Raw genomic sequence first — 18,248 nt, 5'->3', positions numbered from 1 at the left:
CGATTTGAAATTTGTTTTTTGAAAATTAATTGACTTTATTTGCTAACGCTTTGGGGGATTAGCTCATTTGGCTAGAGCGCTTGCCTGGCAGGCAAGAGGTGACCGGTTCGAATCCGGTATTCTCCACATATCATTATTAAGCACTTATAGAAATATAGGTGCTTTTGTTTTTTTTACAGGTACAACATAGGTACAACAAATTTAAAATTCCTCCTTTTTCTCGTTTTTACTATTTTTGAAACATGAAAAATGAAATCAAGCAACCATGTATATTCTTTGAGTCCCTGTTAGAGGCGGATAAATGTAATGATTTAAAGAAAAAATTTATTTCAAATTTTGAACAAGAATTTGGAACTATGAATATCAAAAGCATTAATGAACAAACAGGGGTAATTGAAATTTGGAATTCATATACAGATGAATTCACAAAAGAAGTAATCGCCGAAATATTGGTTTATGATTTTGAAACTTATTTTAATTCTGAAATTGAAGAAAATTTTCAAACTGCAAAATCTAGAATTGATGAATTGATTCTTGAAGTTATCTTGAATGATAAAAGTCCTGAAAGATTTATTGACCATCAAATTATACTTCTAAATAATCTTTTAGTAAAAACTGATACGTTTTATTTAGATAGACCGATATTGCGGAAATCTATAAAGGGATTAATAAAGCATCTTCGCAAAAAAAAATCATCAACTACAATTGATATATCCGCACCAAATTTAGTAGAGATTGACGATTTTTCTTCATATTCATTTAACTGGGATTCTGCTAATCCCGAAGATACAATTCCTAATTTAGAAAAATTTTATTCTTTGTTAACAGCTTATCCAGCATTAATTGAATGTTCGAAAGAAGAATTTATAAATGCATTCACAAAGCGAAAAGTTACCAATGGAATTAAATGGCTAGTAAAAGGAGATAACAAATTAATATCTAAATCCTCACTCTTATATTTTGTTTCTAGGCTAACAGAAGAAGGCGTAATTAATGAAATTCCTAGTTCTTTTAATAAGACTATTGAATACATATTTCGCGATTCATCGGGCGAACTACTAAAAAACATCAAACAAACAAAATCAACCTCATCACAAAATCCTGCTCAAAAGGATCGAATTGACTCAATTATAGATTCTCTATTTTCCTAATCATTCTCTTTATTTCCAACACACCTTTACTCTCGTGTATGGTTGTCGTAAAGCTGTAAGGCTGACTTCTTTCCCACCTTTGAATGCGAAACAAGATAAACTTGTTTGCATTAATTAAAAATCATAAAATATGATGGAAAAAAGAAAACAAGCAGTTACAGTTGAAAGTAACAATCAGAATTTGGGTTGGCTTGCCAAAGAGGTTTTAACCTTTCAGGAAGCATTAGCTCTGCTGGGTATATCTGCCAGTATGCTGTACAAGCTAACTCATCAAAGGGCTATTCCTTTTTACAAACCAAATGGAAAACTAATTTATTTTAGAAAAGAAGATTTAATCAACTGGATGTTAAGCAACAAACAATCCTCTACAGAAGAAATCACAAGAGAATTATTTAATAATCTAAAATTGAAAAAAGCATGAGAGAAAGAGTTTTAGAGAGTACTGATAGACCACAATTTTATTCCGAAATACAAGTTGGAAACGGAGTAAAAATTGAAATTAAACAGTCCAAAATGATTGAATTTTGGGAATCCAAGGGATACAGAAATCTGAAAATGCCAAAAGGCGGGTATCAACTTGTAAAAATTAAAAATAAAAGTATTATATCTGAAGCAGTTGATGAGGAATTAATGCATGAGGTAAAGAACCAGCTATTAAATATTGAAGAAAAATTTAATGTTTGGACTGAATTTGTAGAAAAGGATTTTATTACAAAAAAAACTAAACTAGCTTTAGATATTCTAAAAGAAATTAATTTAAATATTTGCAATGCAAAAACAGCTTACTTCTTCTTTTCAAATGGGGTGTTAAAAGTAACTGAAGACGAAATAGAATTAATTCCTTATGAAGAATATGGAGGATACGTTTTTGAAAGTCAGATTATAAACCATGATTTTGTATTAGTAGAAGAATCTGAAAAATTAAAATCTGATTTTGATGCTTTTTTGAGAAATGTTACAAATAACAAAGAAGATAGATATAATTATTTAACAACTGCTATAGGATATATAATTCATGGATTCAAAGATTCATCTTTAACAAAAGCAGTAATTTTAGTTGATGAAACCTTAGATTTTTCAGGAGAGGCTAATGGAGGTACAGGTAAATCAATTATTGGAAGAGCAGTTAGCTCAGTAACCTCTACCTTAACAAAAGATGGTAAAAGCTTAAATACAAAAGGCAACAGATTCTTTTATCAAGATTTAAATTATAGTCATAAAGTTATGTATTTAGATGACGTTAATGAAGATTTAAATTTCGAGGATTTTTACTCAGTAGTGACAGGAAGTTTATCAATTGAAGAAAAACACAAAGCACCTTACAGTATCCCATTCGAAATTAGCCCTAAATTAATGATAAGTTCAAACTATATGGTTAAAGGATCTGGCGGAAATTCAGATGAAAGAAGAAGAATTGAAATAGAAATATTCCCTTACTATTCAAAAGATTTCACACCTTTGGATGATTTTGGAAAAAAATTGTTTGATGATTGGGATGTACAAGAATACAACTCTTTTTTTAATGATATGATTTCCTACTGCCAAAAATTTATGTGCAATGGTATTATGAATTCAGCTCCAATAAATCTAAATGAGAACAAGCTAATATTAGAAACAAATATGTCTTTTGTAGAATTTGCAGATATGAATATTACTTTTAATTCTGGAGAGGATAAAATATCAAAAAACAAAGCTACGCTTTATAACCATTATAGGGATAAATATCCAATGGAAAGCAGAAACGTTAGTAACGTTATGTTTAAAAAATGGCTAGCAAAGTGGAGTAAAAGAAGAGGGTATGAAGACTCTCACAGGAAAAGTGACGGACAGTCAATAGTTGACTTTTTTAGAAAAATTGATAATGTAGAATAAATTAAAACTCTAGTTTCTTTATAAACTAAATTTAAACAGGCTCAATTTCGAGCCTGTTTATTATTTTATAGCCAGAAAACAAAAATCTACTCGGCGTAGTACATTTTTGGAGATTTTAATTTCTTAGTTTCCTTTATGCCTTCTTCATTATTAAGTGACTCAAAGTCTACCCTTGCCTTATTTACTCCCATTTTGGGAACTAACCTTAAATAATAAGTTTTTCCTGCTACAGCATTTATGGTGTAGATTTTTTCAGACTCAGCTTTTACAATAATCTTGTTTTCTCCAATAGGAGCATCAAAGCATAAATAACTTTTTGGACCTACTACTCCAATTTCATTTTCTTTAGTGTTTTGATATACATTAAACTTTATAAAACCTCCAAAATTACCAGTTCTGATTAGGTATATTCTTGCTTTGTCATGTGGTATTTCATCCGTTGCTGTAAATTTTTTGTATTGTTTTGTTGAAGCACAAGAAACTAGTAGCAAGCTTAAGATTGAAAGAGTAATTATTTTCTTCATAGGATCTGTTTTGATTAATTATGGTTTATTATGTTTGATAAAAGTTCTTGGAATTCTATAACACCCTCAAACTCGTTTTCATTGAGTTGGAGTATTATTTTCTCGTAAGGCTCAGGGTTAAGGCTAATTACTATTTTAGAGTCAAAAGGCAAATTAAGCTCTAGTGCATTAAGATTGTTAGTAAATGCCTTAAGCTCTGCTTTATTATTCTTTAATGATTGGTATTGAAGAACTAGACCTATAAGATATTGCTGTTGTTTATATAAATCCAAAGCATTATTTAACTTATAATAAGCTTCAATAAATATGCAATCTTGCATTCGAACACTACAGACACATGGGAATGGTTTTTCAGTATTATTTAACCATTTTTTCCATTTTCTGCAATCACAATCATTTATAGCATTATGAAATTCATTTTCAAATTTAATAAGCCAGCATTGTATCTGCTGTATGTTTAGAATGTGGGATTTGTTTTGAAGTTCATAAAGATTATGGCAGGACATTTAATCGACTCTATTATTTAAAATTATCCTTATTACCATCTTCTACCCATAATAGAATTCTAATGATCCCCCAAAAAATGAAAAACCCAAAAAAGAATAAAAACAAAAACAGTTCGGATAAGATATAGTAAGATTCCTTGTACATACTCCCATATCCATTAATACTTTTAAAAATATAGAATAGCACAAAACTCATTGCTGGTATTACACAACTGAATACAATATACTTTCTAATTATACTTTTAGGCAATTCTTTAATTCTCGTAGTAAAATTCATTTTATAGTTTCTTTATATAGTAATAGTTCTTATAAACTTAATTGAAGATAGAAGTGATATTATTCCAATTGTTAAATAAGTCCATCTTAGATATTTCTTATTCATAATCAAATTGTATTCTTTTTCCATTTCATCTGGAGTCATAGCATTAGGATTCCAATTATATTCTATTGCAACCTCTCTATACTTTTCTGGAATAGAAGCAGAGTTACCTGTACTAAAGATAAGTCCTGTTATATCTTTAACTTCTTCTGATGCTTTTGAAGCATTTATAAATAATGCACTTAATATCAAAAAAACTGTAATTATCTTTTTCATACATGTATAATTTAATTTTAAACTTTTTATAACGTGTAACAATAATGCATAGGTACAAAAATATTTAAAAATGTAACACATCCGTTCCTCTAAAATTCATTGCAAAGATCAAATTTTGACTAATGGATAAGGAACTACAACTTCAGAAATTTGGAAAGAAGATTAAAGAAATTAGAGAATCCAAAGGGTTAACTCAAGCCCAAGTAGCGCATAAGATTGATAAAGATAGAGAGTCAATTGCTAGATTAGAAAGAGGGGCAGTAAATCCTACATATTTATACCTATTAGAAATATGTGTTGGTCTTGAAATAACGATGGAAGAATTAATGAAATTAACTACTACCGAAAATTAATATTTCGCTATCTATATATGTATTGAATAAAAGTAAAAAGTGCATTTTATATTAAATACAATCAAGTAATAACACGCATACACTTTTACTTTATAGTAAGACCTCAACATTTCCTTATGTCCTAGGAGTCTATAATAGTAGATTATCAATAAAACTATAATATCCATGTCCTGTGATAATTAAATGGTCTAGGAGATTTAAATCTAATATTCTACAGGCTTCTTTAAGTTTTTTTGTAATTGACTTATCAGGTTCACTGGGTTCTAAACCCCCACTTGGATGATTATGAGCTATTACAATACTCGAGGCATTACATTTTAACGCTATACCAAGAATTATTTTAATATCTACAACAGTTCCTGAAGTTCCGCCTTTGGACATTTCATAAAATCCTAAGACAATGTTAGCTCTATTAAGAAGTACAATTTTTACTTCTTCTTGGAATTCTATTAGATCTAAATCCCACTGCTTCAAAACCAGATTATACAAAATTTGGCTATTTGTTACTTTTATCCTTTCAAGGTTTGTATTTGAATAGGAAACTTTTATTTCTGCTACTTCCATAATAAATAAAAGTGTCAGAACTTGTAAAGACATACAATACAAGAACTAACACTTTTTGAATTAATTAAATTGACATTTCAGCTAAATGACCATTTCTGGAAAATGTTTCTATTTTAGTAGCAAAGTCACTTTCAAATGATCCCCTTTTGGAACTAGTGGGACTAGGATTATTTATCTCTGTTTGATACACATATCTATGTGTTAACATTATGATCTCCCCTGTTTCTCTTACAGTATATTCGTAAGGCTCAGAATCAATTTTTCTAATGTTCCCTGGCATATCTGTTCCTAATAATGCTTTACAAGTTTCTTCATCAAATGTTGAAGAAATATTTGCTTTTTTAGCTGTCGCATAGTATTGTCCTGTTTTAGTACTTAATACCATTTCAATCCCACTTTGGATTTCTAATACAAAGAATGGTTTCCCTTCCTCTGTTTGTCTCTTTTGATAGTTTACAATTCGTACCATGTTTTTGATTTTTTGAGTTGATAATACCCTGAGTTAAAATATCAATTTGCATACAAAAAATTACAGCTTTCAACTTGAATCTCATGTCTAGAAAAAAAATATGATTTACAATCAGGTGCAAGAAATGATTCCTTGCTCTAAATAAGTGGGGGTGTTTGTGAGCTGTTTTGAAGTGGCGGTGGGCTAACAGAGTGGTTTGCGAAAGAACATTTTTTTGTATTAAAAATTTTATAAAAAAAATATTAAAACTTGTTTTTTTATAACGCAAAATAATTGCGTACTTGCATATGAAATTTGTAGTCTAATAATTAATTTAAGACTTAATCATGAATAGTAACACAGAGACCGAATATACAAACATCATAAATAATGCATGGAATTTTTATAATAGTGAAAATATGAGTAAAGCTTCAGAAGAGGCAAATCTAATAATTGAAAAATATCCCCAAAAAATAGGGGGTTACTATTTGATGGGTGTAATTGAGTTTGACAAACAACATTATGCAAAGTCAGTAGAGTATTTAAAAAATGCTCTAAAATGTGATATAGAGAATAAGGCAGGAGGATTTATTCACTACTTTCTTGGTAAAAGTTATAATGAAAAGAGCAAAGATTGGTTTACAGATTTTATTGATAATCCTATTTATAACTTTGATATGGCTAAATTTTCATTTGAAAAATCATTTGAATATGAAAACTACCCAAGTGAGACAATAAAAGAACTTGTGAAAATTTATAAAAAGGATCATTATAGAATGGTCAATATTTTAAAAAAAGCAATTGTTACTTTCCCAGAAAATATTGATTTCATACTCCAATACTCCAATTCATTAGGTGAGATTAATAAAAGCGAAGACTCTTACAATATCATTTCTATAAATGCAAACAAACTAAAATCTTCAAGCTTATATTACAAAGCCGGTGTTTTACTTTACAACAGGGAAGATTTTGCCAATGCAAGATTAAATTTTGAAAAAGCTAGAGAATTATTAGACAGTAACAAAATTACATCTATTTCCATATTAAATTATCAGATTGCAAACACTTATTATAAAGAACAAATACTTGAAGAAGCGTTAGGATACTTTCAAAAATCTTTCGATTTAATTATTGAAGACAATGCTAAAGATATTCAATATATGAATATTGATTTTTGGTTTAGTGCTTTTGGTATTATAAGCATTTTAGGAGAATTGAATAAAACAGACACCCTTAAAGACTTTATTTCTACAATACCTTTTATTAAAGATAGCTTTGAAAATTTTGACTTTTCGGGGGAGTTTTTTTTAGACACTTCAAATTCTTTTTCAATAGATTACGAATTTTACAATAACAAATGTATTACAGCATTAGACAATCTAAGCAAAAAAAATAAAGACAAAACTCTTTTAGGAAAAGTAAGTTGGATAAAATTTTTAATTTATAGGGAGCAAAATAGTCAAGAAAACTGCTTAAATACATTACGAGAAATAATGAATTATGACATCTCGATTGATAATTATTTATTTGAAGTCCTCTCACAAACCTATTACTATTGTATTAACGAGAAAATCAGTGAGAAAAATGAATATGGGCATTTAATAAAATCTTTAATTTCAGATTTAGAAAGTTATAACTCATTTAGAAATAATTTTGACGATTATTCTCTTAACGAACTAATTGATTGGTTGTTTTCTGATAAAAATTATCAAGCAATTATTAATTTAAAGAAAAATTTTACTTCGGTGCAATTAGACAAATCTGATTCATGGTTTGAAATTGCTTATTCATATAATGAAATTGGGGACAAAAAAAATGCCCAAAAATCATATGAACATTATCTTTCTAAAAACAAAAACTCTACTGCAGCGCTTAATAATTTGGCAAATATCTACCATGCGAAAAATGAATTGATTTTTGTGGAAAAAGCCATCAAATTATACGAAAAGGCTATCAAAATTGACACTTCAGATAAAGATTTGTATTTGAATAATTTATCAAGCACAAAAGAAACAAGAGAAGCATTAATAAAAGAAAAGAGTACAAAAGAAATTCTTGAAAAAACATTTAAAAGAGCTATTGGATTATTAAAAAATGAGAATTACTTTTCATTAGAATCCCTTTATAACTTCATTCTAAATTTAAAAAGAGATGATGATTTTCAGAATAATGAGATCCCAATAGAAGATGATTATTTCCCTTCTTTAATGAATACAAATTTTTCAAAGTCAAAAAAATTAAAAGAATCATGGCTCTCAAAAAATTATATTATTCATACAGAAGCATTTGATAATCACAATGTACCTATATACATGATTAACCCGTATCTCTATGATGCAGTTATTCAACAAAGAAAAATCATTTCAGAAAATGATATCCCACCAAAATGGCTCGAAGGAATAGAAGGATTAAGTGTTTCAAAATTAGAAGAAATCCAATATTTTAATATCTTAGAAAAGATAAACAAAATCAATAAAAAATATAAACCGATAATTGAACGTGATTTCAATGAACTTGTTTTTAATCATTTAGTAGGTAATATAAAATCAACAATAGTTTTATCAGGCTCTTTTGTTGAGCTAATACTAACTTACTATTTAGAGAGAAAAAAACATTTTCAAATTCAATACTCTAACAGCAGGCAAAAAAACTTATATGATTGTAATTTATTTGACATGATTTCTTTTTCAGAGGAAAAAGGATTTTTTGGAAAAGACTTCTTTCACTTAACAAATTTATCACGTGTATATAGAAACTTTATACATCCTGGATTAGAACTTCAAAATGAACTTAATAAAGGAAAATCTGATTTATGTTTTATTAGTACTATGGAAATTTTTAAATTGATTTAAAAAGCTTTTACCGATCGATTATAAGTATAAATATCAATAGACAAAACAGGTATTTTTACCTATTTAATAATCATCTTAATTGGATAGGTTTGTTATTTGAAAACTTATCAATACACAAGTTATCTATCTACATTAGATGATTAAAAAACAAAAAACAATTTCATGAAAATTAAGGTAGTAAATTGGTGTTCACATAAAATTCAAGAAAGAGTAGATAAACCAGAATTTGTCTTGGAAAGAGATTCGTGGAATGATTTTAATTATCATACATATTATTATTTACATACAAGGCTAATCGACAAAAATGATAATTACACATTAATAGGTGGCGTAAGAATCTTAAAAAAAGGACAAAAACCCCATGAGAGTTATTTAATTAATGAAGGAATAATTGAAAATCCATTAGATGATTTCTGTTCCTTGGGTGGGTCTTTAGATTATTACGAAAGAATGTCTCAATTGGAAGACAACTCAAAAGAAAAAATTCTTGACTTTCTAAATGATATAATAAAAAAACCTGAAATAATTCCTTTTTTTTCTGAGGAGCAGGGGTTCACCTCATCTTTAATGCGAGATATTACATTTGAAGATGATTTATTCCATTTAGCACCAATAATTTTGACAGGAAAATATGATAATTTACCCAGCAAATGGGAATTAGATTTCTCTTTTATCAGCAAAGAAATGAAAGAACGAATAGTTTTCGATTTTTCTTCAAAAGAATACCTTATAAATGGACAAAAAGAATCTTTGCCAAATAGAATATGTGTAATTATTGGGAGAAATGGTTCTGGGAAAAGCACTCTTCTTTCAAAGATAGCTAGATTGGTTTTTAGTTCAGCTCAAGATCGAATATACATTAAGGAAATGGGAACAATAGAACCTCTAGGCTTAGGTTTCCCAAGAATAATAAACTTATCATACAGTGCATTTGATTCTTTTCAAGTTCCAGGTATAACTTTTGTTGAAAAAAAACAAATATGTGAAGATATAAACAATAATAAAGGAAGATACATTTATTGCGGTGTAAGGGACATAAGCAAAGAAGTTGAAGAAGAACTTAAAATTCTAAAATCTAGTGAAAATGGTAGAATTAATTTAGAAGATATCTTAAATGACAAATACGAATTTAATTTTCTTAAATCCCTATCTACTATTGAAAGTGAGTTTTTATTTGCATGGAATAAAATTTTAGAGACTTATGAAAAGACAAAATTACTTAATGAGGCATTAGAATTATTATCTCAAGAAGCTTCTCTGAATTTTTTAAGTGATATTAAAATTGAAGAAATAAGAGGTGGTTCGGAAGAATCCTTCTTCAAAAATTTAAGTACAGGACATAAATTTGTAATTCACTCAATTTTCAAGCTGATATATCATATTCAAAAGAGAAGTTTAATTTTATTTGACGAACCAGAATCTCATTTACATCCTCCTTTATTAGCCGTATTAATGAAGGTTTTAAGGCATATTTTAGACGAACAAAGTTCTTTTATGATTATAACTACTCATTCTCCTGTTGCCATTCAAGAAACATTGCAGAAACATGTTATTGTAATTAGAAGAGAGGGAAATTCTATCACTACCTTTCATCCTGAAAACCAAACTTTTGGAGAGAGTATTGGTTCTCTCACTTCAGATATTTTTGGTTTATCATCAGACTATAAAGACTATCATGAAGAATTGGACAAAATAGTTGATTCTTACAAAGGAGATATTAATAACTTTGAAAATTACATTTCATATCTCTTTGATTCAAATATTAGTTCACAAGCATACGCTTATATGCATTCGAAGTTTCACAATAAAACTAATTAGGCAAATGAGAAACATCAATCTTCCAGATAATTCAAATTCTATGGTTGACTTAGAAAAGGCTTTGACATATAAAGATGGAACACTTAAATATGAGCTAAAGCAAAAAGAAAAGAAAATCATTAGTGAATTTTATCAAAAATATGACGATTTATTAGGGGAACCTCATGACGATTTTAAAGCAGCTCACTTTTAAAAAAAACAAATAAAGCACTATATAATGCGTATAGTGAAATTCAAATTAATGGAAGATTAAGTAATTTACGAGATAATCTTCTTTTAAGTGCAAACAGATGTCCTTATTGTGGAATCTTACCTGCGGATGAATTAGATCATTATTTACCACGATCAATCTTTAAGGGGATTTCTGTTTACTGTAGGAATTTAATTCCTATATGCAATAAATGTAATAACAGTAAAAGAACCGCAAGTGGCGTAAATAATTCATTTTTTCATGCATATTTTGAAAAATTACCAGCAATACCAGTATTTGTCTGTGAAACTAACTTCAATAATAATATGTTAGTAATTAATTATAAAGTAGATAAAAAACATATAAAACCAGATTTAGGTAATAAATTAGATTTTCAATTTACAAGAACAAAATTAAATAATAGATTAATTAAAGAATCTAATGATTACCTCTTTGATCTTAAAGCATCTATTGAATTAATGTATGATTCGGACAATGATAATGGAGTTAAAAAATTATTATTAAAAAATCACACAGATCAATCAACAAAATTTGGAATAAATTTCTGGAAAACTGCATTTTTGCTCTCGCTTTCTAAATGTGATGACTTCTGTAAAGGAGGATTTATTGAGCATTTTAAAAAAAAATAATTTCTATAATATTTAGCAATTACAAAAATTATAATAGATGACAAATTATCTAGAAATATCATAAAGAGATAGAATAATCTAACCATAATGATACTATGATGAAGTAACATAGTTTCTAGTTATTTTGTTGAAGTAATAAATCAAGCAAAGAAGAAAGTTTTGCAAGCTCCAAATTATCATTCAAACACTACCATTTTTTCTACTTAATTACTCTTTCATTCTTAACACCTCTAATATTGGAGCATCTTGAATGTTTTTAGGAATAATTATTTTATCATTTTTTAGAATTGCAGCAGAATCAATATCATTTAATGAAATTTCCCATGCTTCTTTAATTACTAATTTTGTCTTTTCTATACCTCTAGATAAATCAGGTCTAAATGCTCCCTCAGAATCAATAGATGCTGGATAAATCTTATATTTATTTTTTGCATTATAGAATTGAATTAGATTGTCTAAATTTGCAGAATTAACAGGGTGTAAAGTATGAAGTTTTGAAACAGAAGTAAATAAGACATCCTCTTTATGTTCTCTCATTTCTTTACAAATATGAACTCTATACCAATGTGGGTTATTGGAATCAATCCCTTTAATTATTGATAGCCTTATTTCTTCATTAAAATCTAGGTTGCCTAATTTACTTAACCAACCATCAAAAATTTTTTCCCCATATAGTATATCTTTAAAACATAGCACTATTCCCAGTTCATAATTTTTATTTATAAAAAGGCCAAATCCTTGCCATTGAGCAGAATCCCACAATTTAATATCTATAATTGAACTTACATTCCTTAGGTTATGTGATGTTTCTTTTAATTCATTTGACTTCTTTATTTTAACATCTTTTATGTTGATTTGAATATCATCTGTTCTAATATTATTATATGTTTTATGCTTTTCTTTATCATACCAATTCTCTAAAAATATTTTAGGTTTTTCTCCGTAAAAATCTCTGCAAAAAATGTCGTGACTAAAAACCATGGAAACCCTTTGAAAAACTTCCTCTTTATTAAAAAGATTGTCGAGAAACATTTTCACATCCTTGACAAGAAAGTTTTGTTGCATAAGATTAGATAGAAAATCCAAGAGGTTTCTCCATAGCTCATCACTAAACTTTCTTTCAAAAAAATTAAACTTATTTACTTCAATTGTAAATTCATTAGATTTCTCCTGAGGTAAAAGTTTTATTATATCAATATTACTATTTTGTATTAAATTAATAAAAACATTCTCAGTTGTAGGCATAATTTCATTTAACGATGTTGAAAAAAAACTTTCAATAAATGCTAAAAATGCCTCAGAAATAAAAAATAATTCTTCATCTTTTTTAAATCTTAATTCTGTATTAGTACCTAAAACTTTTGAATACAATACTATTTCATCACTACTGACAAAATCTGTCTTATAAACAAATTGTTCTTTAATAGGCTGGCTTGCAATAGAAGACATAAAATCATCTAAGTCAGGAGATTTAAAATCAACATTGTCAACTGATTCAATTATTTTTTCCACATACCCTAACTTATACAATAAAGCATCAGTAGAAAACTCCAAATTTAAATAACTTAAAACATCTGGAATTAGTTCAAATTCCTTATGCTCATTAGAATTAAGAAATCTATTTGCGAGTGTAATATCTATAAATCGTAAAGTTTCATCATTAAATATTCCTTGTCTGTTTTCTTCGTCATCAACATCAATTAGTTTTGACAAGACATTAATTAATTCACATACGCATAGTAATGAAGGTATTCTACCTAAAAGGATTTCATTTTTAGCTAATTCAATTGCAATATAATATGTCTCATTATCTAGATATCCTTCTTTAAACCAAGTTTTTAAAGATAAAGAACAAGCAAATATTAAACAATTATGAGATGCCCATAACAAGCCTATATTTCTATAGGAAATTGATAACATCCTCAAACTTAAAATCAACTGTTTCTTACTTTCATTTTTAGACAACTTAACAATTGCTTTACCCAAAAACTTTATTGAATCTTGATACAATTTAGCTTTAAATTTTTCGATTGCCCTCTTTATATATATGTCGCTTGTGGCTAAGTCAGAATTTCTTTTTCCATTAACTTTTGCACATTCCTCTATTAGAGCATCATACATATCACTATTGGGAAATATCTGACCAAAAACTTGTATTGACTTATATATTTGTTCAAATGGATAACTTAAATGCCCTTCCACTTGAATTATAATTTCATGCAATTTTAAAAACAAATTATCACAATCTTGCTTCTTCCTTATATTTTCAAATATCGTGTTTAAACATAGATATGTTTCTGCTTCTAGAGAGCTTGTTGATTTCCTTGTTTTTTCAATCTTTTCATTAAGAATAAGATAGAACAACTCTTTTTCTTCTGAAAGATTAATCAGATCTTCAAATTCAGCATGACTATTTAGAACTGTGTATAAAGTACTATAATGTTGTAATATATAAATGTTAGAATCAGAATTTATTTTTTCTCTAAAATTTATATATGCATTAATAAATTCTTCAAAATCATTAAACCAAAAGATTGCTGTCCAGGCTTGTTGATAATAAATTCTACAAAGTTGATTAGTGTTTTTTAATTTTTTTGCAAACCTTATTGCTCTAGAAAATTTACCTTCAATTATCTCTCTAGAATCCTCAAGTTCTCTTGATATGATTGCAGAATCTAAGCAATCTTCTACTAACTGATAGTCTATCTCAAAATATCGATTTGGAGTATTAATTTTGTTTTCTAATTCTATTAATTTTTCTCTCCTATAAGTATCATTTTCACCCTGTAAATACTGCTTTGATTTATACACATCAGAAAGATTGAGTGAGTCAACAGCTAAATCTATAAGCTTATTATTAATGATTTTTTCAATAATCCATTCTCCATCAAGAATTATTACATCAATTTCAAATTCTTTTATAAACTCATCTTGTGTATCTTTTTTTTTCTTACTTGGTATTTTTTGGTTTGTAAAAAAATAAATCTTGGTATAACCTCTACATGTAGAAATTATACTTTTTATATCTAATTTTAATTTCCCTTTCCAATCTTTTTTACTAGATATTGCAAATGCCCAATTTTCATTTTTATTCCAACCATTTTCAGGGGTAAACCATCTATCTGAGATACTTTGAGAAACCGGATAAGTTTCAGAATCTGTTTTACCATCTCCTCCTCCCGTAGGTCCGACTTGTGGAATTAGATTTGGAGCAATATACATTTCAGCTAATTTCCTAGCCAATATCTCAAACTGATCTTGTTTTTGGTTAGTTGAAATGGTCTCAATTTCAAAAGCCAATACCTCTCTTGTTAATTCAATTTTATATACGGTTTCTGAATCTGAAAAAAACTCAGGTCTCATGTTTTTATAGAAATCATTAGGGCTATCGAACTTTTTGTAATCTTTCATCTTTAAAATTTATTATGTGAAAGATATAAAAAATAAAACCAACTCCAATTAAGGAATTGGGCTCTTCTCAACTCAAAAACCAATGATAGTTTAGAAGTATCATTAGTATTTAAACAAGTTATTTAATAAATATAAAAAATCGATTTTAAAGATTAACATAAAATGACTTTCTTATTAACAAAACTCTAGTAGCAAATTTCAATAATCGTAAACCTATAAGAGCATTATCGTCTGCAAATTACGATTTTATGTCATACATATCATTTGCATCTTTATTAAAACACGTATTTCTACTTACAAGATTCTAATTTTATTTAAATATGTTTACTCTTTAGTTAGTTAAAAGGCTCTTTAAAAATTTAACGAGCAAAGCGATTTGGAAAGTTTAGTTCCAGATATGAAAGAGGTGTCGGAATAGAATTTGAAAACTGGAATTACAATGATAAACCATGGATTGGAATCGGGATTGGTTATAGTTTGACCAGCTTTTGGAAGAAATAAATTAATTAGCATTAAATTCTTCTTCACAAATAAGAAAGCTATAATTAAATAAACATCATTTTTGTCATAAATGCAAATACATTTCTATATTTTGTTAAACCCTAAAGATTCATTAAATGTTTATTGAAGAAAACACACTGGATGATTTAATGCATAAAGTCTTAGGAGCACTTATAAATATACCTGTCAATAATAAGGCTACAAAGGGTAGAAACAGTGAGATTTTTGGAGCTCTTTTAAAGTTGAATAATCCGCTTGCAAGATTAAGCAGAAGCGAGACCAAAGGTAAGTCTTTTAGCCCTTTGGGAGAATTGTTGTGGTATTTATCCGGATCAAATAGCTTGGAATTTATTCAATTTTACTTGGGAGATTATTCACAGTATTCAGACGATGATTTAACTATTCATGGTGGTTATGGTCCTAGAATTTTTAATATGCATGGAGAATTTAATCAATTCCAAAAAATTATAGATTTACTAAAAAACAAGCCAAGTACTAGAAGAGCAGTGATTCAACTTTTTGATGCATCTGATTTAAAAATATCTTATAATGATATTCCTTGCACTTGTTTTTTGCAATTTGCTATTCGGGATGAAAAATTGAATTTATTTGTATCAATGAGATCTAATGATGCATTTAAAGGTCTACCACATGACATTTTTTGTTTCACTATGATTCAAGAAATTGTTGCTAGGAGTTTAGATTTTGAAATTGGAGAATATTATCATTCTGTATCAAGTTTACATCTTTATGAAGATGATATTGAAAAGGCAAAAAAGTATATTAATGAAGGATTACAATCTTCAAAATTTCAGATGCCTCCTATGCCAAAAGAAAATGTATTTGAAAAAATAGAAATAATAAAGGAATATGAGAATAAAATTAGAAATGAAGTAGATTTTAATATTGATAATATCGAAATTGACCCTTATTGGTATGATCTTATAATCCTTTTAAAGATACATTCTTTATATAAAAACAATAAAATTGTTGAAATTGAAAAAATAAAAGAAAAAATAAGTTCTAAAATTTATATTGAGTATGTAAATAAGAAAATCTCAGATGGCTTAGCTAAATTTGCAAAAAAAGAATTATGATTAATGAACTAGCAAATCTAGTAGAATATTTTAATGTAAAAAATCTTGATGATTTAGACGTGATTGAATGGAGCAGTCCTGTTATTTGTTTTGGAAATATAGATAATTCTCAGGTTGCAACTTTGGGAATAAATCCTAGCAATCGTGAATTTGTTGATTTGAGTGGTTTTGAACTTCAAAATGAACATAGAAGATTTCACACTTTAGATTCATTAGGTTTATTAAAATGGGATGATTATAAAATTGAACATTTGAATAAAATTTCCGAAAGTTGCATTGAATATTTTAATAGAAACCCTTATGATAATTGGTTTAAAAAATTGGATTATTTAATTTCTGGAAGTGACGCATCTTATTATTTTCCAATTAGTAATGCTTGTCATCTGGACTTAATTCCTTATGCAACTTCTAAAAAATGGTCACATTTATCAATTGAACAAAAAATATTATTATTAGAACTATGCGATGACACTTTAGGTCATTTGATAAAAAACTCTCCTATAAAATATTTGATATTAAATGGTCAAACAGTAGTGGATAATTTACAAAAAATTGCCTTGGTGAAATTACAAAAAGAGAATGTTCAAGAATGGGATTTGAAAAGAAAGGGAGTTTATAGCGTTAAAGGTTATTCTTACACGGGTATCATTACTAAGATAGGTCAAGTAGAACTAAATAAAGAAGTATTTGTTTTAGGTTATAATCATAATATTCAAAGCAGTTTTGGAGTGAGCTTAGAGGTTATGACTTCTATAAGAAATTGGTTAACAGATAATATTAAAACATGAGAAAAAAAGATATCGCAGAGTACAATTCAATAAAGCAAAAGTTACAAAATTATACTATTAAGACATTACCTGGAATAGTAAGTGCAGTAAATTTAGATTGTTTTACATGGCAGATGGTTGATAGCGTGAAACGTGTAAAATATGTCACTACCATCAGAGATAAAAATATTTCTCAGATATGTACTAACCCAAATAACAATGCATTTGACCCTATAAAAGCCGCATCTTATTACAAAAGTATAGGCAATATTGATGAAGCTTTTTGGTTGGTTTTTTTAGCAATTCATTTTGGTAAAAATAAAAAAACGAAATGGGCTTTAGTTAGAGCTGTTTACAGTGGTTTAAGCAATTCTGTCAAATGGAACTGGCAAACAGTAAAAAATAATCCAAAAGCATTTCAACAATGGCTTCATATTAATAAAGATTCCTTGAAGAAAGCCGGAAGCGTTGGGAATCACAGAAAATATATCTCATTAAATGCTTTGGGCAACTCAGGAACTGGAGCGGCTGTTCTATCGTATGTTGATTGGGTAACAAGTCAAGGAGGAACTCATCAGGTCTTTTTTCAAAATTTATTTGGAGCGGAAACTAATGCTAAAAAAAAATTCAATATTGCATACAAATCTATGTCGCAAGTTCGGAGTTTTGGAAGAATGGGAAAGTTTGATTACTTAACTATGATAGGCAAACTACAGCTAGTTGACATTGTTCCTGATTCTGTGTATATGGTGGGTGCAACAGGACCATATTCTGGAGCTAAGTTTTTGTTTGGAGGAAATCCAAGCCGAATAGAATTAAATAACTTTTTATCGGATTTAGAAATACATTTAGGCTTGGACTTTGGAATGCAAGTTCTAGAAGATGCCATCTGTAATTGGAATAAAAACCGAAGCAAATATGTGTACTTTGGAGGTTAAAATCACTTTAT

At 28.0% G+C, this 18,248-nt stretch carries 17 protein-coding genes, 1 tRNA gene and 1 pseudogene; 13 read left to right on the top strand and 6 right to left on the bottom strand.

Annotation, left to right across the window (positions count from 1 at the left end; genetic code table 11):
* Positions 1-52: 52 nt before the first annotated feature.
* From IHE43_RS04420 to IHE43_RS04405, 4 genes are all read left to right on the top strand, one after another.
* A tRNA-Ala gene (locus tag IHE43_RS04420) sits at positions 53-126 on the top strand.
* Between the two features lie 116 nt (positions 127-242).
* Positions 243-1,151: a hypothetical protein gene (locus IHE43_RS04415; protein ID WP_192186866.1), complete on the top strand. Its 909-nt coding sequence runs from the start codon at positions 243-245 to the stop codon at positions 1,149-1,151.
* A gap of 130 nt (positions 1,152-1,281) precedes the next feature.
* Complete coding sequence (locus IHE43_RS04410) at positions 1,282-1,572, top strand: helix-turn-helix domain-containing protein (RefSeq protein ID WP_192186865.1); 291 nt, start codon at positions 1,282-1,284, stop codon at positions 1,570-1,572.
* Positions 1,569-3,023 carry a DUF5906 domain-containing protein gene (locus IHE43_RS04405; RefSeq protein ID WP_192186864.1) on the top strand — a complete coding sequence of 485 codons (1,455 nt, stop codon included), beginning with the start codon at positions 1,569-1,571 and terminating at the stop codon, positions 3,021-3,023. Before IHE43_RS04410 ends, IHE43_RS04405 begins: the two co-directional genes overlap by 4 nt.
* 86 nt (positions 3,024-3,109) lie before the next feature.
* Here IHE43_RS04405 and IHE43_RS04400 read toward each other — a convergent pair whose 3' ends face one another.
* The 3 genes from IHE43_RS04400 to IHE43_RS04390 all read right to left on the bottom strand — a co-directional run bounded on the left by IHE43_RS04400 (position 3,110) and on the right by IHE43_RS04390 (position 4,648).
* Complete coding sequence (locus IHE43_RS04400; protein ID WP_192186863.1) at positions 3,110-3,547, bottom strand: DUF2846 domain-containing protein; 438 nt, start codon at positions 3,545-3,547, stop codon at positions 3,110-3,112.
* A 14-nt stretch (positions 3,548-3,561) separates the two neighbouring features.
* Positions 3,562-4,053, bottom strand: coding sequence for a hypothetical protein (locus IHE43_RS04395; protein ID WP_192186862.1), 492 nt, complete (start codon positions 4,051-4,053; stop codon positions 3,562-3,564).
* A 289-nt stretch (positions 4,054-4,342) separates the two neighbouring features.
* Entirely contained in the window at positions 4,343-4,648 is a 306-nt protein-coding gene (locus tag IHE43_RS04390; RefSeq protein WP_192186861.1) for a hypothetical protein, read from the bottom strand.
* A gap of 122 nt (positions 4,649-4,770) precedes the next feature.
* Here IHE43_RS04390 and IHE43_RS04385 point away from each other — a divergent pair, with 122 nt between their 5' ends.
* A complete protein-coding gene (locus IHE43_RS04385; protein WP_192186860.1) occupies positions 4,771-5,001 on the top strand; it encodes a helix-turn-helix domain-containing protein in 231 nt (76 codons plus the stop codon).
* A 129-nt stretch (positions 5,002-5,130) separates the two neighbouring features.
* Here IHE43_RS04385 and IHE43_RS04380 read toward each other — a convergent pair whose 3' ends face one another.
* Both IHE43_RS04380 and IHE43_RS04375 read right to left on the bottom strand, forming a co-directional pair.
* Positions 5,131-5,565: a JAB domain-containing protein gene (locus tag IHE43_RS04380; protein WP_192186859.1), complete on the bottom strand. Its 435-nt coding sequence runs from the start codon at positions 5,563-5,565 to the stop codon at positions 5,131-5,133.
* Positions 5,566-5,629: 64 nt separating this feature from the next.
* Entirely contained in the window at positions 5,630-6,034 is a 405-nt protein-coding gene (locus tag IHE43_RS04375) for a hypothetical protein (protein ID WP_192186858.1), read from the bottom strand.
* Between the two features lie 398 nt (positions 6,035-6,432).
* Between IHE43_RS04375 and IHE43_RS04370 the strand changes: the two genes are divergently transcribed.
* From IHE43_RS04370 to IHE43_RS23440, 5 genes and pseudogenes are all read left to right on the top strand, one after another.
* Positions 6,433-8,865 carry a hypothetical protein gene (locus IHE43_RS04370; protein ID WP_192186857.1) on the top strand — a complete coding sequence of 811 codons (2,433 nt, stop codon included), beginning with the start codon at positions 6,433-6,435 and terminating at the stop codon, positions 8,863-8,865.
* Between the two features lie 162 nt (positions 8,866-9,027).
* Complete coding sequence (locus tag IHE43_RS04365) at positions 9,028-10,683, top strand: AAA family ATPase (RefSeq protein ID WP_192186856.1); 1,656 nt, start codon at positions 9,028-9,030, stop codon at positions 10,681-10,683.
* Between the two features lie 4 nt (positions 10,684-10,687).
* A complete protein-coding gene (locus IHE43_RS04360; protein ID WP_192186855.1) occupies positions 10,688-10,876 on the top strand; it encodes a hypothetical protein in 189 nt (62 codons plus the stop codon).
* A 38-nt stretch (positions 10,877-10,914) separates the two neighbouring features.
* Positions 10,915-11,088 (top strand): annotated as a pseudogene (locus tag IHE43_RS24000) (HNH endonuclease signature motif containing protein); the annotation flags it as partial.
* A gap of 111 nt (positions 11,089-11,199) precedes the next feature.
* Positions 11,200-11,523, top strand: coding sequence for a hypothetical protein (locus IHE43_RS23440; protein ID WP_225585376.1), 324 nt, complete (start codon positions 11,200-11,202; stop codon positions 11,521-11,523).
* Between the two features lie 207 nt (positions 11,524-11,730).
* Here IHE43_RS23440 and IHE43_RS04350 read toward each other — a convergent pair whose 3' ends face one another.
* Complete coding sequence (locus IHE43_RS04350; protein ID WP_192186854.1) at positions 11,731-14,934, bottom strand: hypothetical protein; 3,204 nt, start codon at positions 14,932-14,934, stop codon at positions 11,731-11,733.
* A 617-nt stretch (positions 14,935-15,551) separates the two neighbouring features.
* On the opposite strand from IHE43_RS04350, the gene IHE43_RS04345 reads away from it, so the two are divergent.
* Genes IHE43_RS04345 through IHE43_RS04335 form a run of 3 tightly spaced genes read left to right on the top strand, consistent with a single transcriptional unit; the run spans position 15,552 to position 18,237 of the window.
* Positions 15,552-16,532, top strand: a complete 981-nt coding sequence (locus IHE43_RS04345) for a thymidylate synthase (protein ID WP_192186853.1) — start codon at positions 15,552-15,554, stop codon at positions 16,530-16,532.
* Positions 16,529-17,320 (top strand): hypothetical protein, encoded by a 792-nt coding sequence (locus IHE43_RS04340; protein WP_225585374.1) that lies wholly within the window; start codon positions 16,529-16,531, stop codon positions 17,318-17,320. The genes IHE43_RS04345 and IHE43_RS04340 overlap by 4 nt, the downstream gene beginning before the upstream one ends.
* Positions 17,317-18,237: a hypothetical protein gene (locus IHE43_RS04335; protein ID WP_192186852.1), complete on the top strand. Its 921-nt coding sequence runs from the start codon at positions 17,317-17,319 to the stop codon at positions 18,235-18,237. The genes IHE43_RS04340 and IHE43_RS04335 overlap by 4 nt, the downstream gene beginning before the upstream one ends.
* Positions 18,238-18,248: the final 11 nt, after the last annotated feature.

Origin of the sequence: Flavobacterium sp. MDT1-60 (genome assembly GCF_014844035.1) — a bacterium.
Taxonomy (GTDB): domain Bacteria; phylum Bacteroidota; class Bacteroidia; order Flavobacteriales; family Flavobacteriaceae; genus Flavobacterium.
Note: the sequence above shows the minus strand (reverse complement) of the source record. Positions and strands in the feature narration are given on the sequence as shown.